Raw genomic sequence first — 20,060 nt, 5'->3', positions numbered from 1 at the left:
AGTTTCAGCTGAAGTACATGTGTAACAGCGTTGATCTGGCCGAGGGTAAAAGCCGGGGCTTCGACATCGACGGCGTCAGGCTGCTTGCAGTCCGCCGTGGCGGGCAGGTTTACGTGTACGAAAACCAGTGCCCGCATCGCCGCGTTCCTCTGGAATGGCAGCCGGATCAGTTCCTCGACGACAGCGCCAGCCTGATCCAGTGCGCAACCCACGGCGCGCTGTTCCTCATCGAAAACGGTGAATGCATCGCCGGGCCATGCGAGGGCAAGCACCTGAACGTGATCGCGGCGAACGAAGACGCCCAGGGCATCTGGATCAATCTGCCAGCGCAGGCTTGAACTGATGCAGATGGACGTCCAGTCGACGATCCACCCGCACCTCTTCGGGCGTCAGTTGCACACCATAGGCCAAGACCTGCACGCCTGCGGCAACCGCCTCCCTTAGCGCCGCGGCGTAGGCGGGGTCTATTTCCTCGGCCGGTCGCACCCCTTCGATACCGGTGAGGTTCACGCAATACAACAGCACGGCGCGCACACCTTCGCGAGCCAGGGCGGCCAGTTCGCGCAGGTGTTTGGCGCCGCGCTGGGTGACGGCATCCGGAAAGGCCGCCACGGCACTGTCGTCAAAGCCCAGGGTGACGCTCTTGACCTCAAGAAACAGCGAGCCGTCGGGGTAATCCAGGCGGAAATCCACCCGGCTGTTTTCCTGCCCATAGGCCACTTCGCGCTTCAGCCCCGTGAAGCCGTTCAGTTCGGTGATGACACCCGCCAGCAGCGCCTCTTCAACGAGTTTATTGGCCCGCCCGGTGTTGACGCAGGCAAAGCGCCCCTGCGGGGTTTCGCTGATTTCCCAGGTGCCGGGCAGCTTGCGCTTGGGGTCGTTGGAGCGGCTGAACCAGACCTTGCCGCCCGGCATCATGCAATTGAACATGGAGCCGGTGTTGGGGCAGTGGATGGTCAAACGCTCGCCACTGGCCGTTTCGACGTCTGCCAGAAAGCGTTTGTAGCGTTGCAGCAGGCGTGCTTCTTCGAGTTCGGGAAAAAAACGCATCAGCCTTGCCAACTCCGCAGCCCGCGCCCGATCCGCTCGACTGCTTCTTGCAGGCGCGGCAGGCTCTGGGTATAGGCGAACCGCACGTGATGGCCCGCCTGATGGCGACCGAAGTCCAGGCCCGGGGTGAAGGCGACGTGTTCGGTTTCCAGGAAATGCCGACAGAACGCGAAGGCATCGCCGCCGAATGCGCTGATATCTGCATAAAGATAGAAGGCGCCTTCGGGCTTCACCGCAATGTTGAAACCCAGTTCACGCAATGCAGGCAGCAGAAAGTCTCGACGCTTGCCGAACTCGGCCCGGCGTTGTTCGAGAATTTCCAGGGTCTGCGGCTCGAAGCAGGCCAGCGCCGCGCTCTGCGCCATGCTCGGCGCGCTGATGTAGAGGTTCTGCGCCAGTTTTTCCAGATCGCCGACCGCAGCCTGGGGTGCAACCAGCCAGCCAAGACGCCAGCCGGTCATGCCGAAATACTTTGAAAAGCTATTTAATACGAACGCATCGTTATCCACTTCCAGCACGCTGGCCGCATCCATGCCGTAGGTCAGCCCGTGGTAGATCTCGTCCACCACCAGATGCCCGTGGCGCTGCTTGAGTGAAGCGGACAACGCGGCCAGTTCGTCGCGGTGCAGCAGAGTGCCCGTCGGATTGGCAGGGGACGCGACCAGCGCGCCGACGCTGTCTTGGTCCCAATGCCGGGCCACCAGATCCGGCGTCAGTTGATAGCGTACATCGGGCCCCACTGGCACCAATTGCGCCGCGCCTTCCACCAGACGCAGGAAATGCCGGTTGCAAGGGTAGCCAGGATCGGCCAGCAACCAGTGCTTGCCGGGATCGACCAGGAGACTGGCCGCCAGCAGCAAGGCCCCCGAGCCACCGGGGGTGATCAGGATCCGCTCGGGATCGATGTCCACGCCATAGCGCTGGGCGTAGAACCCGGAAATCGCCTGGCGCAGTTCAGGCAGGCCGCGCGCTGCGGTGTACCGGGTTTTCCCCGCGGCCAGTGCGGCCTGGCCGGCCTTGATGATGGGTTCGGCGGTGGTGAAGTCCGGCTCGCCGATCTCCAGGTGGATGACATCGTGCCCCGCTGCCTGCAATTCATTGGCACGGGCCAGCAGCGCCATGACATGAAAGGGTTCGATGGCGCGGCTGCGCGCACTGTAGGGCTGGGGCATGGTCCTTCCTTTTACTGGCAGGTGTCGAAAACTGTCGCCTGATTCTACCCAACCGCTTGCGCCGCTACAGGATTATCGGAGAAGACTCGCCTCATGCGCTGCCGATGATCCGCAAAAACCGGTGTAGTTGCACAAGGGGGCTAGACTGATGGCACTGCAAAATAATATAAAACCGGGCGCTTTGGCCGTGGTCATAGTTCACGGGCGCGTTGTAGAGCCATGCTCGACAACCGGGAGTAGCGCGCTCCGATTCGATCTGGTAAGTTCGCCCGCTTGCAGCCGCAGGGCCGGCAGGCGTCGGCGATGGATCTTTACCCTGCGCAATGGCTTAGAAGAGTGAGAGGCTGTCCGTTCATGCCCACCGAAGAAAAGCAAAAAAGCAACCAAACGATTAGCGGTTTCGAGCCTTACGTCACGACGAAGGACGAGGAATACATGGGCAAGCCCATGCGCGCTCACTTCACCAAGATCCTGAACAAGTGGAAACAGGACTTGATGCAGGAAGTTGATCGCACCGTTGATCATATGAAGGACGAAGCGGCCAACTTTCCTGACCCGGCAGACCGTGCAAGTCAGGAAGAGGAATTCGCCCTTGAACTGCGTGCTCGTGATCGTGAGCGCAAGTTGATCAAGAAGATCGACAAGACGCTGCAATTGATCGAAGACGAAGAGTACGGCTGGTGTGAATCCTGCGGCATCGAGATCGGCCTGCGCCGCCTGGAAGCCCGTCCGACCGCCGACCTGTGCATCGACTGCAAGACCCTGGCTGAAATCAAGGAAAAACAGATCGGTAAATGATCGTGTTTTCTTTCAGGACAAAAGACGCTTCGGCGTCTTTTGTTGTTTCTGGAGCAAAGTGATTTCCTCGTAGCAGTCCGGCTTGCCGGCGATGGCGCCCGCAAGATCGCTGTCGCGGGCAAGCGCGCTCCTACAGCCTTCGGCCAGAAGCCAGATCTTCGTCGCACATCGGCCCCGTAGCAGTCCGGCTTGCCGGCGTCGGTGCCCGCAAGATCGCTGTCGCGGGCAAGCGCGCTCCTACAGGGTCTGATGATTCGTCCGGTTCTTCGGCCATCCGATTTCCAGTACCATCTGCGTCCATGAAATCCCTTCCTTATATAGGGCGCTTTGCGCCAACCCCCAGCGGTTATCTGCACTTCGGCTCACTGGTCGCGGCGCTTGCTTCCTATCTGGATGCGCGCGCTGTTGGCGGCAAGTGGCTGATGCGCATGGAAGACCTCGATCCGCCCCGGGAAGAACCCGGCGCGCAAGCGGCCATCCTCGGTGCCCTGGAAACCTACGGCTTCGAGTGGGACGGCGAACTGGTCAGACAAAGCGACCGTCACGACGCCTACCAGGACATCATCAACCGCTGGTTCAGCCATGGCCTGGCCTACGCCTGCACCTGTTCGCGCAAGCAACTGGAAGACTTCCAGGGTATTTACCCAGGCTTCTGCCGCAACGCAGGGCATTCGCCTGACAACGCCGCGATCCGCAGTCGCGTGCCGGAACTGCAATACCGCTTCGAAGACCGGGTACAGGGCTCATTCGCCCAGCACTTGGGCCGCGACGTCGGCGATTTTGTGATCCGCCGCCGTGACGGTTTCTACGCCTACCAACTGGCGGTGGTGCTCGACGATGGCTGGCAAGGGGTCACCGACATCGTGCGCGGCGCCGACCTGCTGGACTCCACGCCGCGCCAGCTTTACCTGCAGGAACTACTGGGCCTGCCGCACCCGCGCTACCTGCATGTGCCGCTGATTACCCAGCCCAACGGCAACAAGCTGGGCAAGACCTACCGTTCCCCGCCCCTGCCGGCCGATCAGGCGACCCCGCTACTGATGCGGGCCCTGCGTGCGCTCGGGCAGCCCGCGCCAGCGGACCTGTCGTTCGCCACCCCGCGCGAGGTGCTGGACTGGGGAATCGCACACTGGAATGCCGATTTGATTCCGCGGGTCGCCACGATCGAAGAAGCTCGAATAGACTGAACTAGAGCGGTTGCTCCAAACTGCCGTAGAAAGGTGGCCGAAACGTCGCTTGCGGCCTGATAGCCATCCGTTACCATGCCGCTCCTCATCTGTCGGTCAGTCAACTTGGGAGGCCAAATGTACATCTACCGATTGGTCCTGCTCCTGGTGGTAGGCATTTATCTATTTTCCCCGGCCATCATGGATTGGTGGATCGACGCGACGGGGGCCTGGTACCGGCCCTACATGCTGTGGCTGATCCTGATCGTGGTGACTTTCATTCTGCAGAGCCAACGAGATGCCGATGAGCTTTAGCCTGACCCAGATGATTCTGGTCAGTGCCGCCTACCTGCTGGCGCTGTTCAGCGTTGCCTGGATCAGTGAGCGCGGCCTGATTCCGCGCTGGATCATTCGCCACCCGCTGACCTACACCCTGTCGCTGGGGGTTTACGCCAGCGCCTGGGCGTTCTATGGCACGGTGGGGCTGGCCTACGAGTACGGCTATGGCTTCCTGTCCAGCTACCTCGGGGTGTCGGGCGCGTTTCTGCTGGCGCCGGTGCTGCTTTACCCGATCCTCAAGATCACCCGCACTTACCAGCTGTCGTCGCTGGCCGACCTGTTCGCCTTCCGCTTTCGCAGCACCTGGGCAGGGGCACTGACGACGATCTTCATGCTGATCGGCGTGCTACCGCTGCTGGCCCTGCAGATTCAGGCGGTGGCCGACTCCATCGGCATTCTGACCCGCGAGCCGGTGCGCAACTACGTCGCCCTGGCGTTCTGCGTGCTGATCACCCTGTTCACCATCTTCTTTGGCTCGCGCCACATCGCCACCCGGGAAAAACACGAAGGGCTGGTGTTTGCCATCGCCTTTGAATCGGTCATCAAGCTGGTGGCCATCGGCGGCGTGGGCTTGTATGCGCTGTACGGTGTCTTCGACGGCCCGCAAAGCCTCGAACAGTGGCTGCTGCAAAACCAGAGCGCCCTCGCCGCCCTGCATACCCCGTTACAGGAAGGTCCGTGGCGCACATTGCTGCTGGTATTCTTCGCCTCGGCCATCGTGATGCCGCACATGTATCACATGACCTTCACCGAAAACCTCAACCCCCGCGCGCTGGTCAGTGCCAGCTGGGGCTTGCCGCTGTTCCTGCTGTTGATGAGCCTGGCAGTGCCGCTGGTGCTGTGGGCCGGGCTGAAACTGGGCGCCACCACCAGCCCGGAATACTTCACGCTGGGCATCGGTATCGCTGCCCATAACCCGGCCCTGGCCCTGCTCGCCTATGTCGGAGGGCTGTCGGCGGCCAGCGGGCTGATTATCGTGACCACCCTGGCGTTGTCCGGCATGGCGCTGAACCATCTGGTGCTGCCGCTCTATCAACCGCCTGCCGAAGGCAATATCTACCGCTGGCTGAAGTGGACCCGCCGCGGGCTGATCGTGGCCATCATCATGGCGGGCTACGGCTTCTACCTGCTGCTGGGCGCCAAGCAGGACCTGGCCAACCTGGGCATCGTCGCCTTCGTCGCCACCCTGCAATTCCTGCCGGGCGTGCTGTCGGTGCTGTACTGGCCCGCCGCCAACCGTCGAGGTTTCATGGCCGGGCTGATCGCCGGCATCGTGGTGTGGCTGGTCAGCATGCTGTTGCCGTTGATCGGCAACTTCCAGGGTTTCTACATCCCGCTGCTGAACATGATCTACGTGCTCGACGACACCAGTTGGCACATGGCGGCCATCGCCTCGCTCGCGGCCAACGTGCTGGTGTTCACCCTGATCTCCCTGTTCAGCAACCCCAGCGCCGAGGAAGCCAGCGCCGCCGAGGCCTGCGCGGTGGACAACGTGCGCCGCCCGCAGCGTCGGGAACTGCACGCCGTATCGCCCCAGGAATTTGCCACGCAACTGGCCAAGCCGCTGGGCGCCAAGGCCGCGCAGAAAGAAGTCGAACAGGCGCTACGCGATCTCTACCTGCCCTTCGACGAGCGCAGGCCCTATGCCCTGCGCCGCCTGCGGGACCGGATCGAGGCCAACCTGTCCGGCCTGATGGGCCCCAGTGTCGCCCAGGATATGGTGGAAACCTTCCTGCCGTACAAATCCGGCAGCGAAAACTACGTCACCGAAGACATCCATTTCATCGAAAGCCGCCTCGAGGATTACCACTCGCGCCTCACAGGGCTTGCCGCCGAACTCGACGCCCTGCGCCGCTACCACCGCCAGACCTTGCAGGAGCTGCCGATGGGCGTCTGTTCCCTGGCCAAGGATCAGGAAATCCTGATGTGGAACAAGGCCATGGAAGAACTCACCGGCATCGGTGCACAGCGGGTGGTCGGCTCTCGGCTGGAAACCATCGCCGATCCGTGGCGCCAGTTGCTGCTGGGGTTCATCAACGTCCCGGACGAGCACTTGCACAAGCAGCGCCTGGGGCTGGACGGGCAGACCCGCTGGCTCAACCTGCACAAGGCCGCCATCGACGAGCCCCTGGCGCCGGGTAACAGCGGCCTGGTGATCCTGGTGGAAGACCTGACCGACACCCAGATGCTCGAAGACAAACTGGTGCACTCCGAGCGCCTGGCCAGCATTGGCCGGCTGGCGGCGGGCGTGGCCCACGAGATCGGCAACCCGATCACCGGCATCGCCTGCCTTGCGCAAAACCTGCGCGAAGAGCGTGAAGAAGACGGCGAACTGACCGAAATCAGCAGCCAGATCATCGAGCAGACCAAACGTGTTTCGCGCATCGTGCAGTCGCTGATGAGCTTCGCCCATGCCGGTGGCCATCAACAATCCGACGAAGCGGTGTGCCTGGCCGAAGTGGCGCAGGATGCCATTGGTCTGCTGGCCCTGAACCGGCGCAATTTCGAAGTGCAGTTCTACAACCTGTGCAACCCGAACCACTGGGTCGACGGCGACCCGCAACGCCTGGCGCAGGTGCTGATCAACCTGCTCTCCAACGCCCGTGACGCCTCGCCTGCCGGCAGCGCGATCCGGGTCAAGAGCGAGGCGTCTGAACATACGGTGGATCTGATCGTCGAAGACGAAGGCACCGGTATTCCAAAAGCGATCATGGACCGCTTGTTCGAGCCGTTCTTCACCACCAAGGATCCGGGTGAAGGGACAGGCCTTGGGCTCGCACTGGTCTATTCCATCGTTGAAGAGCATTATGGACAAATCACCATCGACAGCCCGGCTGACCCCGAGCAACAACGCGGAACCCGTATTCGGGTGACATTACCGCGACATGTCGAAGCGACGTCCGCTGTGAACTGAGACCGTCGAGAGAATCGAATCAATGCCGCACATTTTGATCGTCGAAGACGAAACCATTATCCGCTCTGCCTTGCGTCGCCTGCTGGAACGTAATCAGTACCAGGTCAGTGAAGCCGGATCCGTGCAGGAAGCTCAGGAACGTTTCAGCATCCCCTCGTTCGACCTGATCGTCAGCGACCTGCGCCTTCCCGGCGCTCCGGGCACTGAACTGATCAAGCTGGGCCAGGGCAAGCCCGTCCTGATCATGACCAGCTATGCCAGCCTGCGCTCGGCCGTGGACTCGATGAAAATGGGCGCGGTGGATTACATCGCCAAGCCCTTCGACCACGACGAAATGCTCCAGGCGGTCTCGCGCATCCTGCGTGACCGACAAACGGTGCAGAGCATCCAGGCAGAACGCGCCGCCACTGCCGGCAAGCCTTCGGCTGACAAGCCGGGCCCTGACAACAGCAACGGCGAGATCGGCATCATCGGCTCCTGCCCGCCGATGCAGGACCTCTACGGCAAGATTCGCAAGGTGGCGCCGACCGACTCCAACGTGCTGATCCAGGGCGAATCCGGGACCGGCAAGGAACTGGTCGCCCGCGCCCTGCACAACCTGTCGCGCCGCGCCAAGGCACCGATGATTTCGGTGAACTGCGCAGCCATCCCGGAAACCCTGATCGAGTCCGAACTGTTCGGCCACGAGAAAGGCGCATTCACCGGTGCCAGCGCAGGTCGCGCGGGCCTGGTGGAAGCAGCGGACGGCGGTACGCTGTTCCTCGACGAAATCGGTGAATTGCCCCTCGAAGCCCAGGCGCGCCTGCTGCGTGTGCTTCAGGAAGGCGAGATTCGCCGCGTGGGCTCGGTGCAGTCGCAAAAGGTCGATGTGCGCCTGATCGCCGCGACCCACCGCGACCTCAAGAGCCTGGCCAAGGTCGGCCAGTTCCGTGAAGACCTTTACTATCGCCTGCACGTGATCGCGCTGAAACTGCCCGCACTGCGCGAGCGTGGCGCCGACGTCAACGAGATCGCCAACGCGTTCCTGGCCCGCCAGAGCGCCAAGGCTGGCCGTTCCGACCTGAAATTCGGCCCCGATGCCGAGCAGGCGATTCGCCATTATTCCTGGCCGGGTAACGTGCGCGAACTGGAAAACGCTGTCGAGCGCGCGGTGATCCTCTGCGAGAGCCCTGAAATCTCGGCCGACCTGCTCGGCATCGACATCGAGCTGAGCGATCTGGACGTGGACGAGTTCATTGGCCTGGCGCCTCAGGCGGCCAGCGCCAGTTCCACCGCCCATGAGCCGACCGAGGACCTGTCCCTGGAAGATTATTTCCAGCACTTCGTGCTCGAACATCAGGACCACATGACCGAGACTGAACTGGCACGCAAGCTGGGCGTCAGCCGCAAGTGCCTGTGGGAACGTCGCCAGCGCCTGGGCATTCCACGGCGCAAGACCGGCGTGGCCAGCGAGACCTGAGGCGCGCGAAGGCTCTGGCACAGGGCCTTCAGCAAGTTCAAAAAGAACTGTTACCTCAAAAGCGGAACGTAACAAAAGCCGGGGCGTACGGTAACGCAGCCCCGGCTTTTTTTGGCCTGCGTAAAACTGCGCGCGATAGCGTCGTTTTGCCACACCCCCGGTTTTAAAGGGCTGCAGCGACTTTGCCAAAAGTTGGCACGGGTTCTGCTATATGTATTCGTACAAGAACAACAAAAATCAGTCACCCGCAAAAAAAACACAATAAAAACAAGACGTATCGACTCACGCATAACAAGAACAAAACGGCGGAGGCGCAGCTAACTGATTCTTTTGGAGAGGCGTTGCATTTGGGACTTGTCCCGCAACCAGGCCGAGAACAACAAAAAACTACCCCAAGGTAGAGCCTGAACTGGTTGGATCGAACGATTACTGCAGCACAGCGACCAAAGCAATCCGTTTGCTCTTGACTCCCGATTGGGAGGTTTCACAGGCGAAATGCCGTGAATTGGGCGCTCAACAAAAACAAAAAGCCCAACAGACAATAAAAATAAGAGCACGCACTTTGGGGGAGCTTCGGCTCCCCCAGTAGCTTCCAGAGCAAAATCCTTGCCCTGCAACCACCGTTCAACCCCTGTATTTCCTGCCTCCCGGCGGCGTTCGCGCAGCTTCCTACACCATTGATCGACTAAATGCTAGAATCCCCGCCCATCATGCGGTCATTCTTTGTCAATGGCCGAATATTCCTTCAAACAGTGCATCCCATGCTGAAGAAGCTGTTCCAGTCATTCCGTACCCCTCTGCGCACCAAGCCGCAGCAACACATGCGCACAACGCCTGAAGTGCTCAACAGCAGCCAGCATTCGTTGCAACGCAACCAATTCAGCCGCTATGCGGTGAACATCGTCGAGCGTCTGCAAAATGCCGGCTACCAGGCATATCTGGTTGGCGGCTGCGTGCGGGACATGATGCTGGGCATTACGCCAAAGGATTTCGACGTCGCCACCAGCGCCACGCCTGAACAGGTGCGCGCCGAGTTCCGCAACGCGCGGATCATTGGCCGGCGTTTCAAGCTGGTTCATATCCATTTCGGTCGTGAAATCATCGAAGTGGCGACTTTCCGCGCCAACCACCCTCAGGATGAAGAGGACGAAGACAGCAACCAGTCGTCCCGCAACGAGAGTGGGCGGATCCTGCGCGACAACGTCTACGGCACCCTGGAAGAAGACGCCCAGCGCCGCGACTTCACCATCAACGCCCTGTACTACGATCCGGTCACCGAGCGGGTGCTCGACTACGCCAACGGCGTACACGACATCCGCAATCGCTTGATCCGCCTGATTGGCGACCCGCAACAGCGCTATAAGGAAGACCCGGTGCGGATGCTGCGCGCCGTGCGTTTCGCCGCCAAGCTGGACTTCGGCATCGAGAAGCACAGTGCCACGCCGATTCGCCCGCTGGCCTCGATGCTGCGCGACATTCCGGCTGCGCGTCTGTTCGAGGAAGTGCTCAAGCTGTTCCTGTCGGGCCATGCCGAGCCGACCTTCGAGATGCTGGTGGATCTGGAGTTGTTCGATCCGCTGTTCCCGGCCAGCTCCCACGCGCTGGAGCACAACCCGACCTACACCCACACGCTCATCAGCGATGCCCTGGCCAACACCGACCTGCGGGTGAAACAGAACAAGCCGGTCACCCCGGCCTTCCTGTTCGCCGCATTGCTGTGGCCGGCCCTGCCTGCGCTGGTGCTGCGCCTGCAAGAGCGCGGCATGCCCCCGATCCCGGCCATGCAGGAAGCGGCGCACTTGCTGATTTCCGAGCAATGCCAGCGCATCGCGATCCCCAAGCGCTTCACCATGCCGATCCGCGAGATCTGGGACATGCAGGAGCGTCTGCCCCGCCGTTCCGGCAAGCGCGCCGACCTGCTGCTGGAGAACCCGCGTTTCCGCGCCGGCTACGACTTCCTGCTGCTGCGTGAAGGCGCAGGCGAGGAAACCGATGGCCTGGGCGATTGGTGGACGGAGTATCAGGATGCCAATGAGGCCGGGCGCCGCGACATGATTCGCGAGCTGGGCAGCAAGCCCGACGCCGCAGGCCAGGGCCCGCGCAAACGCCGTCGCAGCGGTGGCGGCAAGCGCAAGCGTGCTGGCGCCGACGCAGGGGAATAAGCGCGTACGATGAACATGGAACATGTCTACATCGGCCTGGGCAGTAACCTGGCCGAGCCCGCCGAGCAATTGCGCGAAGCCCTCAAGGCGCTGGCGCAATTGCCGCAGACTGCCCTGTCAGGCGTTTCTTCTTTCTATGTCAGTGACTCGTTGCTCCCAGGCCAGCCGCGTTACACCAACGCCGTTGCCGCGCTGGACACGGGCCTTGCGCCACTGGCGTTGCTCGATGCCCTGCAAGGCGTGGAGAACGGCCAGGGTCGCGAGCGCCTTGAGCGCTGGGGGCCGCGTACGCTGGACCTGGACATCCTGTTGTTCGGTGACCGCCTGATCGACGAGCCGCGCCTGAAGGTCCCGCACTATCACATGCACGCCCGGGCGTTCGTGCTGTACCCGCTGGCCGAGCTTGCGCCGGGCCTGATCCTGGCCGATGGGCGCGCACTGGACGACCTGCTGGCCGCCTGCCCGTTTGAAGGGCTGGAACGGCTGCCAGGCTGACTCCATCCTGTAGGAGCGCGCTTGCCCGCGATGGGGGTATGCCTGGCGCCTTATTCGTCACAGGTACACCGCATTCGCGGGCAAGCGCGCTCCTACAGGCATAAATCGCGCTTGCCCGTTACCCGCCCGGTAACAACCCGACCAAACCGGTAACACCCGGAATTGACTTCCCGCCCCCTCCTCACGAAGATAAGCGTCCCAACGCCGGACTACCGGCCAAAAGGCGCAGAACAGGCTTTTTCAAACACCGCGAAACGACGGTGTGCCTGTGTCTTACGAATGAATCACGCGTTGCTCGCCGTAGTGTTCACAGCGCCTGAACGAGGACTTTTTTCATGCCAGATATCACCGTTACGTCCCTGCTGGGCCTGAAGCAAAAAGGTGAAAAAATCACCATGCTGACCTGCTACGACGCAACCTTCGCCCACACCGCAAGCCAGGCGGGTGTAGAAGTGCTGCTGGTCGGCGACTCGCTGGGCATGGTCCTGCAGGGGCACGACAGCACGCTGCCGGTCACCACCGCCGAAATGGCGTACCACGTCGCCTGCGTCAAGCGCGGCAACCAGGGTGCGCTGATTCTCGCCGACCTGCCGTTCATGTCCTACGCCACTGCCGAGCAGACCTTCGCCAACAGCGCCGCGCTGATGCAGGCCGGTGCACACATGCTCAAGGTCGAAGGCGCGGCGTGGCTCGCCGACTCGATCCGCCTGCTGGCCGAGCGCGGCATCCCGGTGTGCGCGCACATGGGCCTGACGCCGCAGGCGGTCAATGTGCTGGGCGGCTACAAGGTGCAGGGGCGTCACGAGGCGCAGGCGCGGCAGATGCGCGCCGACGCAATCACCCTTGAACAAGCGGGTGCGGCGATGATTCTGCTGGAATGCGTACCCAGCGAACTGGCTCAGGAAATCACCCATGCAGTGAAGATTCCGGTGATCGGCATCGGCGCAGGCAGCGCGGTGGATGGCCAGGTGCTGGTGCTGCACGACATGCTCGGCCTGTCGATCAGCGGCCGCGTGCCCAAGTTCGTGAAGAACTTCATGACCGGCCAGCCGGATATTCAGTCGGCCATCACGGCCTATGTCAGCGCCGTCAAAAGCGTCAGCTTCCCTGCACCAGAACACGGATTCTCGGCATGAACACTGTCAAAACCGTTCGCGAACTGCGCGCCGCCGTTGCCCGCGCCCGCAGCGAAGGCAAACGTATCGCACTGGTCCCGACCATGGGCAACCTGCACAGCGGCCACACGGCGCTGGTCACCAAGGCGACCCAGCGCGCCGACTTCGTGGTGGCGAGCATCTTCGTCAACCCGTTGCAGTTCGGCCCCAACGAAGACCTGGCCACCTACCCGCGCACCCTGGCGGCGGATCAGGAAAAACTGCTGCAAGCCGGTTGCCACCTGTTGTTCACACCGACGGTCGAGGAAATGTACCCCCACGGCATGGCCGACCAGACCATCGTCCGCGTGCCCGTGGTCTCCGAAGGCCTGTGCGGCGGCAGCCGTCCTGGGCACTTCGACGGTGTTTCCACGGTGGTCAGCAAGCTGTTCAACATGGTCCAGCCTGACATCGCCATCTTTGGCCAGAAAGACTTCCAGCAACTGGCCGTCGTCAGCGCACTGGCCCGTGACCTGAACATGCCGATCCAGATCATTGGCGAGCCCACCGTACGCGCCGCCGACGGCTTGGCGCTGTCCTCGCGCAACGGTTACCTGACCGAAGCCGAACGCGCGACGGCACCGGCGCTTTACCGTGTCATCAAACAGATCGCAGACGCCCTTCACAATGGCGAGCAGAACCACACGCAGTTGCTCGCCGATGGCTGGAAAGCCCTCGAAGCCGCAGGCTTTCGCCCCGACTACCTGGAAATCCGCAATGCCGTGACCCTGCGTCCGGCAACGCCAGACGACCACGACCTGGTAGTGCTGGGCGCGGCATTCCTGGGCAAGACGCGGCTGATCGACAACCTGCACCTGGCCAAGGAATAAACACCACGTCTGCAATGGCGACTATGCTCAGTACCCGGCGGCCAGGTTTACCAGACCCATGCAGACCGGGTAATGAACTTAGCCACACGAGCAATGCCATACCGGTACAGCTCGCCTGAGAAAGGCGGCCATGCATCAGATTGTGAGAAAAAGTACCGAGCAAAGGTAAAGTCAGGCGCAGACATAAGCGCGTCCGGGGATTAGGCTTCGGACAGTCTGGCTTTCAATGTCCAAAGGCAGTTCAAGTTTAAGGAACCCCGTAGCGATGGCGTACTACCGCACTCCTCATGACGTCACCACCCTGCCCGCCTGGCAGGCGCTCAACGACCACCGCAAGGCCATGCAGAATTTCAGCATGCGCGATGCGTTCAACGAAGACCCGCAGCGCTTCAACAACTTCACCCTCAGCAGCAGCGGGCTGTTCCTCGACTACTCGAAAAACCTGATCACCGCCGAGACCCGCCAGTTGCTGGTCAACCTGGCCAACGAAGTGGGCCTCAAGGACGCCATCAAGGCGCAGTACGACGGCGAACTGGTCAACTCCTCCGAAGGTCGCCCGGCGCTGCACACCGCGCTGCGCCGTCCGGTGGGTGACAAGCTGATGGTCAACGGCGTCAACGTGATGCCCGAAGTGCACAAGGTGCTGAACCAGATCACCGATCTGGTGGGCCGCATTCACGACGGTCTGTGGCGCGGCTACACCGAAAAGCCGATCACTGACGTGGTCAACATCGGCATCGGTGGCTCGTTCCTTGGCCCTGAGCTGGTGTCCGAAGCGCTGTTGTCCTACGCGCAGAAAGGCGTTCGCTGTCATTACCTGGCGAACATCGACGGCACCGAGCTGCACGAACTGACCAGCAAGCTGCGCGCCGAAACCACGCTGTTCATCGTCTCGTCCAAGACTTTCTCGACCCTGGAAACCCTGAAGAACGCCACCGCCGCGCGCGCCTGGTACCTGGCCCAGGGCGGTTCGGAAGCCGAGCTGTATCGCCACTTTATCGCGGTATCGAGCAACAACGCCGCCGCTGTGGCCTTCGGTATCCGCGAAGAGAACATCTTCCCGATGTGGGACTGGGTCGGCGGTCGTTACTCGCTGTGGTCGGCCATCGGCCTGCCTATCGCGCTGGCGGTCGGCATGTCCAACTTCAAGGAATTGCTGTCCGGTGCCTACACCATGGACCAGCACTTCCAGAACGCGCCGTTCGAGCAGAACATGCCGACGCTGCTGGCGCTGCTGGGCGTCTGGTACGGCAATTTCTGGGGCGCACAGAGCCACGCGATCCTGCCGTACGACCATTACCTGCGTAACATCACCAAGCACTTGCAACAACTGGACATGGAATCCAACGGCAAGAGCGTTCGCCAGGACGGCGTGCCGGTCAAGACCGACACCGGCCCTGTGATCTGGGGTGGCGTGGGTTGCAACGGCCAGCATGCGTATCACCAGTTGCTGCACCAGGGCACCCAGTTGATCCCGGCCGATTTCATCGTGCCGATTGTCAGCTTCAACCCGGTCTCCGACCACCATCAGTGGCTGTACGCCAACTGCCTGTCCCAGAGCCAGGCGCTGATGCTGGGCAAGACCCGCGAAGAAGCCGAGGCCGAACTGCGCGCCAAGGGCATGTCCGAGGAAGAAGTGCAGCGCGTGGCGCCGCACAAGGTGATTCCGGGCAACCGTCCGAGCAACACCATCGTCGTTGAACGTATCAGCCCTCGCCGTCTCGGCGCGCTGGTGGCGATGTATGAGCACAAGGTATTCGTGCAGAGCGTGATCTGGGGCACCAACGCCTTCGACCAGTGGGGCGTGGAACTGGGCAAGGAACTGGGCAAAGGTGTCTACAGCCGCCTTGTCGGCACTGAAGAAACCGCCGCTGAAGATGCCTCGACCCAAGGGCTCATCAACTACTTCCGCGGTCGTCACCGCGGCTGATCGAGCCTGATCGCTGTATCCGAAACCCGCCCCCTCGCAAGAGGCGGCGGGTTTTTATTTGCCTGCGCCACGCTCCCGTAGCAGTCCGGCTTGCCGGCGACAGCGATTTCAAAGACGCCGACGCCGGCAAGCCGGACTGCTACGGGATGTGTACCCAGGCTGAACCCATGGGTTTTCGAACTACTCTGATGAGATGTCGCGGCTACACAACGCCACAAGAAAAGGAGACGCCATGTTCAATCTCAGCGATTTCCCCCACGCCGACGCCACGCGCAAGGCCGCTCAACTGAGCGCCGAGGACTACCAGCGCATGTACCGGCAGTCGGTCGAGCAGCCCGATGCATTCTGGGCCGAGCAGGCCAGCCAGTTTCTCGACTGGTCCCGCCCCTGGGATCAGGTGCAGCAATGCGACCTCAAGACCGGCGCCGCCAACTGGTTCAAGGGCGGCCAATTGAATGTCAGTTACAACTGCATTGATCGTCATCTGGAAAAGCGCGGCGATCAGGTGGCCATTCTTTGGGAAGGCGATAATCCTGCCGAATCCGCTGAAATCACCTACAAAAAGTTGCACCACAACGTCGCCCGCCTGGCGAATGTGCTCAAGCAGCGCGGGGTGAAGAAAGGTGACCGGGTGTGTATCTACATGCCGATGGTCCCGGAAGCGGCCTACGCGATGCTGGCCTGTACGCGCATCGGCGCGGTGCATTCGGTGGTGTTCGGCGGATTTTCCCCGGACGCCCTGCGCGACCGGATTCTCGACGCCGATTGCCACACCGTGATCACCGCCGATGAAGGCGTGCGCGGCGGCAAATACATCCCGCTGAAACAGAACGTCGACAAGGCCCTGCAAAGCTGTCCGAACGTCAGCACCGTGCTGGTGGTCCAGCGTACCGAGGGTGAGGTCGACTGGGTCGAAGGCCGCGACATCTGGTACCACGAAGCCCTGCACGGCATCAGCGACGATTGCCCGCCCGAACCGATGGACGCCGAAGACCCGCTGTTCATCCTCTACACCTCAGGCAGCACCGGCAAACCCAAGGGCGTGCTGCACACTACCGGCGGCTATCTGTTGCAGGCCGCACTGACCCACAAGTACGTGTTCGACTACCGCGACGGGGAAATCTACTGGTGTACCGCTGACGTGGGCTGGGTCACCGGGCACAGCTATATCGTCTACGGCCCCTTGGCAAACGGGGCGACCACGCTGATTTTCGAGGGCGTGCCCAATTACCCCGACACCTCGCGGTTCTGGCAGGTGATCGACAAGCACCATGTGAACATCTTCTACACCGCGCCGACCGCTTTGCGTGCACTGATGCGCGAAGGTCCGAAACCCTTGCAGGGCACCAGCCGGGAAAGCCTTCGCGTGCTGGGCACCGTGGGTGAGCCGATAAACCCCGAGGCGTGGGAATGGTATTTCCACCAGGTAGGAAAAGAACGCTGCCCTATCGTCGACACCTGGTGGCAGACCGAGACCGGCGGCATCATGCTCACCCCATTGGTCAGCACCACGCCGCTCAAACCCGGCTGCGCGACCCAGCCCATGTTCGGGGTGCAACCGGTGTTGCTCGACGACAAGGGCAAGGAGTTGCAAGGCGCGACAAGCGGTTTGCTGGCGATCAAGGCCAGTTGGCCAGGGCAGATTCGCGGTGTCTATGGCGACCAGAAGCGCATGGTCGAAACCTACTTCAAGCCCTACCCCGGTTACTACTTCACCGGCGATGGCGCGCGGCGCGACCAGGACGGCCATTACTGGATCACCGGGCGCGTGGACGATGTCATCAACGTGTCCGGCCACCGCATCGGCACCGCGGAGGTGGAGAGCGCGCTGGTGCTGCATGACAGCGTCGCCGAAGCCGCCGTGGTCGGCTACCCCCACGACGTCAAGGGCATGGGCATTTATGCGTTCGTCACCACCATGGCCGGGGTCGAGCCCGATGAAGCCCTGCAGAAGGAATTGCTGGCGCTGGTCAGCAAGGAAATCGGCAGCTTCGCCAAGCCTGAATTGATCCAGTGGGCACCGGCCTTGCCGAAAACCCGTTCCGGGAAGATCATGCGTCGCATCCTGCGCAAGATCGCCTGTAACGAGCTGGACAGCCTGGGGGATATTTCGACCCTGGCCGATTCGAGTGTCGTGGAAGGCTTGATCGAAAAGCGCTTGAACAGATAGCCCCCACCCCCAATTCGCGAGCAAGCACAGACCCTGTGGGAGCGAGCTTGCTCGCGAAGGGGCCGTAACGTCCGAACCTCCTCAAGCGGCTGCACGTCAGTCTTCGCGAGCAAGCTCGCTCCCACAGGTAATATTGCGATCACGCCCCATGGAATTCATCCGCACACGCATCGAAACCCAGGTCATGAGCATGACCGGCCTGGCCCTTGGGCAGCTGGACATCGAGAATCCCAAGGGCGATCCCGGGCTGTTCGGGCCGCAGGCGGTGTGCTGGCAAGTGCATGGGGACTTTGCCAGCATGCTGGTCGGCGGCATCTGCGCCCTGATGCTGCAGATGCTCCACCCGCGAGTGCTGGCCGGGGTCTGGGACCACTCCAATTTTCGTGAAGACATGCTCGGCCGGCTGCGGCGTACCGGGCAATTCGTCTCGGGCACCACCTTCGGCTCAACCCACGACGCCAACTGGCTGATCGACAAGGTGCGCGGCATTCATGCACAGATCAGCGGCACGGCGCCGGACGGCAGCCATTACAAGGCCGACGATCCGGAGCTGCTGACGTGGGTGCATGTGGCCGAGGTCAGCAGCTTCATGGCGGCTCATCTGCGGTATCTGAATCCTGACCTTTCCCTTGATGAACAGGACAGGTACTACGCCGAGACCGCGCTGGTGGCCGAGCGTCTGGGTGCCCGGGATGTGCCGCGATCCGCCCAAGCCATTGCCGATTACCTTGAACAGATGCGTGGGCAATTGCTGTGCGACGAACGAACCCTTGAGGTGCTGCACGTGCTGCGCCACGCCCCGGCCCCCAGCCGAATGGCCAAGCCCATGGGCAAGCTGATGATGCAGGCCGGCATCGAACTGCTGCCTAATTGGGCGAGCGCGATGTTCGGTATCGAGTTCGGGGCTTTCAGGCGCAGAATGATTCGAACGGGCATCAACCGCACGGCACCGGTATTGCGATGGGCCGTACGCAACGCATCGGTGCACCGTGCCAGGCGCAGGATGGGCGTGGTTTGAATTTCCGTTGATGCCCATTCATGCCACCATAATCGTCTTCGCTTCAATCGGCCCAGCGCTCGAAACCTACAACAATGAGGATCCGCATCATGCAAGACGTCGTTATCGTTGCCGCTACCCGCACTGCCGTCGGCAGTTTCCAGGGTTCGCTGGCGAATATTCCTGCGGTTGATCTGGGTGCTGCGGTCATTCGCCAATTGCTGGCGCAGACCGGCCTGGATCCTGCGCAAGTCGACGAAGTCATCATGGGCCAGGTCCTCACTGCGGGTGCCGGGCAGAACCCTGCGCGCCAGGCGTCGATCAAGGCCGGCCTGCCGTTCGCGGTGCCAGCGATGACCCTGAACAAGGTCTGCGGTTCAGGCCTCAAGGCGCTGCACCTGGGCACCCAGGCCATTCGTTGCGGCGACGCCGACGTCATCATCGCCGGCGGTCAGGAGAGCATGAGCCTGGCCAACTACGTCATGCCGGGCGCGCGTACCGGCCTGCGCATGGGCCACGCGACCATGGTCGACACCATGATCAGCGACGGCCTGTGGGATGCCTTCAACGACTACCACATGGGCATCACTGCCGAAAATCTCTCGGACAAGTACGAGATCAGCCGCGAGGCGCAAGACGCGTTCGCTGCCGCCTCGCAGCAGAAAGCCGCTGCGGCCATCGCAGCCGGGCGCTTCGTCGATGAAATTACGCCGATCCTGATTCCACAGCGCAAGGGTGACCCGGTCCCCTTCGCCACTGACGAACAACCGCGTGCAGGCACTACCGCCGCGTCGCTCGCCAAACTCAAGCCCGCATTCAAGAAGGATGGCACCGTGACCGCCGGTAACGCCTCGTCGCTGAACGACGGTGCCGCGGCAGTGATCCTGATGAGCGCAAAAAAGGCTGAAGAACTGGGCCTGCCGGTGCTGGCACGCATCGCCGCCTACGCCAATGCTGGCGTGGACCCGGCGATCATGGGTATCGGCCCGGTCAGCGCCACCCGCCGCTGCCTGGACAAGGCCGGCTGGTCTCTGGACGAGCTGGACCTGATCGAAGCCAACGAAGCGTTTGCCGCGCAGTCGCTGTCGGTGGGCAAGGAGTTGGGCTGGGACATGGACAAGGTCAACGTCAACGGCGGCGCCATCGCCATCGGCCACCCGATCGGTGCATCGGGCTGCCGTGTGCTGGTGACCTTGTTGCATGAAATGATCAAGCGCGATGCGAAGAAGGGTCTGGCGACGCTGTGCATCGGTGGTGGCCAGGGAGTTGCGCTGGCTCTCGCGCGGTGAATCCAATCCGCGAGGATTAAAGACCTGTGGGAGTGAGCTTGCTCACGAAGAGGCCGGTACATCCACAACACTTCCGTGGCTGATACTCCGCCTTCGTGAGCAAGCTCACTCCCACAGGGTTCCTCATCTGCAGTT

The 20,060-nt window shown here is 62.0% G+C and carries 16 protein-coding genes; 14 read left to right on the top strand and 2 right to left on the bottom strand.

Features of this window, described 5'->3' with window-relative positions; translation table 11 throughout:
• The first annotated feature begins 17 nt into the window (after nucleotides 1-17).
• Nucleotides 18-338 carry a Rieske (2Fe-2S) protein gene (locus ACIPOO_RS19710; protein WP_400609192.1) on the top strand — a complete coding sequence of 107 codons (321 nt, stop codon included), beginning with the start codon at nucleotides 18-20 and terminating at the stop codon, nucleotides 336-338.
• Here ACIPOO_RS19710 and sfsA read toward each other — a convergent pair.
• Nucleotides 316-1,050, bottom strand: coding sequence for a DNA/RNA nuclease SfsA (gene sfsA / locus ACIPOO_RS19705; protein WP_400609190.1), 735 nt, complete (start codon nucleotides 1,048-1,050; stop codon nucleotides 316-318). The genes ACIPOO_RS19710 and sfsA overlap by 23 nt on opposite strands.
• Nucleotides 1,050-2,222 carry a pyridoxal phosphate-dependent aminotransferase gene (locus ACIPOO_RS19700; protein ID WP_400609187.1) on the bottom strand — a complete coding sequence of 391 codons (1,173 nt, stop codon included), beginning with the start codon at nucleotides 2,220-2,222 and terminating at the stop codon, nucleotides 1,050-1,052. Before ACIPOO_RS19700 ends, sfsA begins: the two co-directional genes overlap by 1 nt.
• Before the next feature lie 354 nt (nucleotides 2,223-2,576).
• Between ACIPOO_RS19700 and dksA the strand changes: the two genes are divergently transcribed.
• From dksA to ACIPOO_RS19635, 13 genes are all read left to right on the top strand, one after another.
• Nucleotides 2,577-3,020 (top strand): RNA polymerase-binding protein DksA, encoded by a 444-nt coding sequence (gene dksA, locus ACIPOO_RS19695; RefSeq protein WP_274134884.1) that lies wholly within the window; start codon nucleotides 2,577-2,579, stop codon nucleotides 3,018-3,020.
• A 299-nt stretch (nucleotides 3,021-3,319) separates the two neighbouring features.
• Nucleotides 3,320-4,207 carry a tRNA glutamyl-Q(34) synthetase GluQRS gene (gene gluQRS, locus ACIPOO_RS19690; RefSeq protein ID WP_400609185.1) on the top strand — a complete coding sequence of 296 codons (888 nt, stop codon included), beginning with the start codon at nucleotides 3,320-3,322 and terminating at the stop codon, nucleotides 4,205-4,207.
• Nucleotides 4,208-4,324: 117 nt separating this feature from the next.
• Nucleotides 4,325-4,501, top strand: a complete 177-nt coding sequence (locus ACIPOO_RS19685) for a hypothetical protein (RefSeq protein ID WP_002552060.1) — start codon at nucleotides 4,325-4,327, stop codon at nucleotides 4,499-4,501.
• Complete coding sequence (locus tag ACIPOO_RS19680) at nucleotides 4,485-7,439, top strand: sensor histidine kinase (protein WP_274134859.1); 2,955 nt, start codon at nucleotides 4,485-4,487, stop codon at nucleotides 7,437-7,439. The genes ACIPOO_RS19685 and ACIPOO_RS19680 overlap by 17 nt, the downstream gene beginning before the upstream one ends.
• Nucleotides 7,440-7,461: 22 nt before the next feature.
• Nucleotides 7,462-8,898 carry a sigma-54-dependent transcriptional regulator gene (locus ACIPOO_RS19675; RefSeq protein WP_400609183.1) on the top strand — a complete coding sequence of 479 codons (1,437 nt, stop codon included), beginning with the start codon at nucleotides 7,462-7,464 and terminating at the stop codon, nucleotides 8,896-8,898.
• Between the two features lie 761 nt (nucleotides 8,899-9,659).
• Entirely contained in the window at nucleotides 9,660-11,060 is a 1,401-nt protein-coding gene (locus tag ACIPOO_RS19670) for a polynucleotide adenylyltransferase PcnB (protein WP_400609181.1), read from the top strand.
• A 15-nt stretch (nucleotides 11,061-11,075) separates the two neighbouring features.
• The gene (folK, locus tag ACIPOO_RS19665; protein WP_400609230.1) at nucleotides 11,076-11,555 is read left to right on the top strand and encodes a 2-amino-4-hydroxy-6-hydroxymethyldihydropteridine diphosphokinase; all 480 of its coding nucleotides are present in this window, start codon (nucleotides 11,076-11,078) and stop codon (nucleotides 11,553-11,555) included.
• 335 nt (nucleotides 11,556-11,890) lie between these two features.
• Complete coding sequence (gene panB, locus ACIPOO_RS19660; RefSeq protein ID WP_400609178.1) at nucleotides 11,891-12,691, top strand: 3-methyl-2-oxobutanoate hydroxymethyltransferase; 801 nt, start codon at nucleotides 11,891-11,893, stop codon at nucleotides 12,689-12,691.
• The gene (gene panC, locus ACIPOO_RS19655) at nucleotides 12,688-13,539 is read left to right on the top strand and encodes a pantoate--beta-alanine ligase (RefSeq protein ID WP_400609175.1); all 852 of its coding nucleotides are present in this window, start codon (nucleotides 12,688-12,690) and stop codon (nucleotides 13,537-13,539) included. The genes panB and panC overlap by 4 nt, the downstream gene beginning before the upstream one ends.
• Before the next feature lie 265 nt (nucleotides 13,540-13,804).
• Nucleotides 13,805-15,469, top strand: a complete 1,665-nt coding sequence (pgi, locus tag ACIPOO_RS19650) for a glucose-6-phosphate isomerase (RefSeq protein ID WP_274134865.1) — start codon at nucleotides 13,805-13,807, stop codon at nucleotides 15,467-15,469.
• A 232-nt stretch (nucleotides 15,470-15,701) separates the two neighbouring features.
• Nucleotides 15,702-17,639: an acetate--CoA ligase gene (gene acs, locus ACIPOO_RS19645; protein WP_400609173.1), complete on the top strand. Its 1,938-nt coding sequence runs from the start codon at nucleotides 15,702-15,704 to the stop codon at nucleotides 17,637-17,639.
• Between the two features lie 148 nt (nucleotides 17,640-17,787).
• Nucleotides 17,788-18,657, top strand: a complete 870-nt coding sequence (locus ACIPOO_RS19640) for an oxygenase MpaB family protein (RefSeq protein WP_400609171.1) — start codon at nucleotides 17,788-17,790, stop codon at nucleotides 18,655-18,657.
• Between the two features lie 89 nt (nucleotides 18,658-18,746).
• Entirely contained in the window at nucleotides 18,747-19,925 is a 1,179-nt protein-coding gene (locus tag ACIPOO_RS19635) for an acetyl-CoA C-acetyltransferase (RefSeq protein WP_400609169.1), read from the top strand.
• The last annotated feature ends 135 nt before the right edge of the window (nucleotides 19,926-20,060 follow it).

This window comes from Pseudomonas sp. NPDC090201, assembly GCF_044746825.1.
Classification (GTDB): domain Bacteria; phylum Pseudomonadota; class Gammaproteobacteria; order Pseudomonadales; family Pseudomonadaceae; genus Aquipseudomonas; species Aquipseudomonas putida_AD.
This window is presented reverse-complemented; position numbering and strand designations above follow the sequence as displayed.

Excerpts from the sequence above, each read along its gene's own strand:
- ACIPOO_RS19710 (WP_400609192.1), top strand. The coding sequence starts at position 18 with ATGTGTAACAGCGTTGATCTGGCCGAGGGTAAAAGCCGGGGCTTCGAC.
- sfsA (WP_400609190.1), bottom strand. The coding sequence starts at position 1,050 with ATGCGTTTTTTTCCCGAACTCGAAGAAGCACGCCTGCTGCAACGCTAC.
- ACIPOO_RS19700 (WP_400609187.1), bottom strand. The coding sequence starts at position 2,222 with ATGCCCCAGCCCTACAGTGCGCGCAGCCGCGCCATCGAACCCTTTCAT.
- dksA (WP_274134884.1), top strand. The coding sequence starts at position 2,577 with ATGCCCACCGAAGAAAAGCAAAAAAGCAACCAAACGATTAGCGGTTTC.
- gluQRS (WP_400609185.1), top strand. The coding sequence starts at position 3,320 with ATGAAATCCCTTCCTTATATAGGGCGCTTTGCGCCAACCCCCAGCGGT.
- ACIPOO_RS19685 (WP_002552060.1), top strand. The coding sequence starts at position 4,325 with ATGTACATCTACCGATTGGTCCTGCTCCTGGTGGTAGGCATTTATCTA.
- ACIPOO_RS19680 (WP_274134859.1), top strand. The coding sequence starts at position 4,485 with ATGCCGATGAGCTTTAGCCTGACCCAGATGATTCTGGTCAGTGCCGCC.
- ACIPOO_RS19675 (WP_400609183.1), top strand. The coding sequence starts at position 7,462 with ATGCCGCACATTTTGATCGTCGAAGACGAAACCATTATCCGCTCTGCC.
- ACIPOO_RS19670 (WP_400609181.1), top strand. The coding sequence starts at position 9,660 with ATGCTGAAGAAGCTGTTCCAGTCATTCCGTACCCCTCTGCGCACCAAG.
- folK (WP_400609230.1), top strand. The coding sequence starts at position 11,076 with ATGGAACATGTCTACATCGGCCTGGGCAGTAACCTGGCCGAGCCCGCC.
- panB (WP_400609178.1), top strand. The coding sequence starts at position 11,891 with ATGCCAGATATCACCGTTACGTCCCTGCTGGGCCTGAAGCAAAAAGGT.
- panC (WP_400609175.1), top strand. The coding sequence starts at position 12,688 with ATGAACACTGTCAAAACCGTTCGCGAACTGCGCGCCGCCGTTGCCCGC.
- pgi (WP_274134865.1), top strand. The coding sequence starts at position 13,805 with ATGGCGTACTACCGCACTCCTCATGACGTCACCACCCTGCCCGCCTGG.
- acs (WP_400609173.1), top strand. The coding sequence starts at position 15,702 with ATGTTCAATCTCAGCGATTTCCCCCACGCCGACGCCACGCGCAAGGCC.
- ACIPOO_RS19640 (WP_400609171.1), top strand. The coding sequence starts at position 17,788 with ATGGAATTCATCCGCACACGCATCGAAACCCAGGTCATGAGCATGACC.
- ACIPOO_RS19635 (WP_400609169.1), top strand. The coding sequence starts at position 18,747 with ATGCAAGACGTCGTTATCGTTGCCGCTACCCGCACTGCCGTCGGCAGT.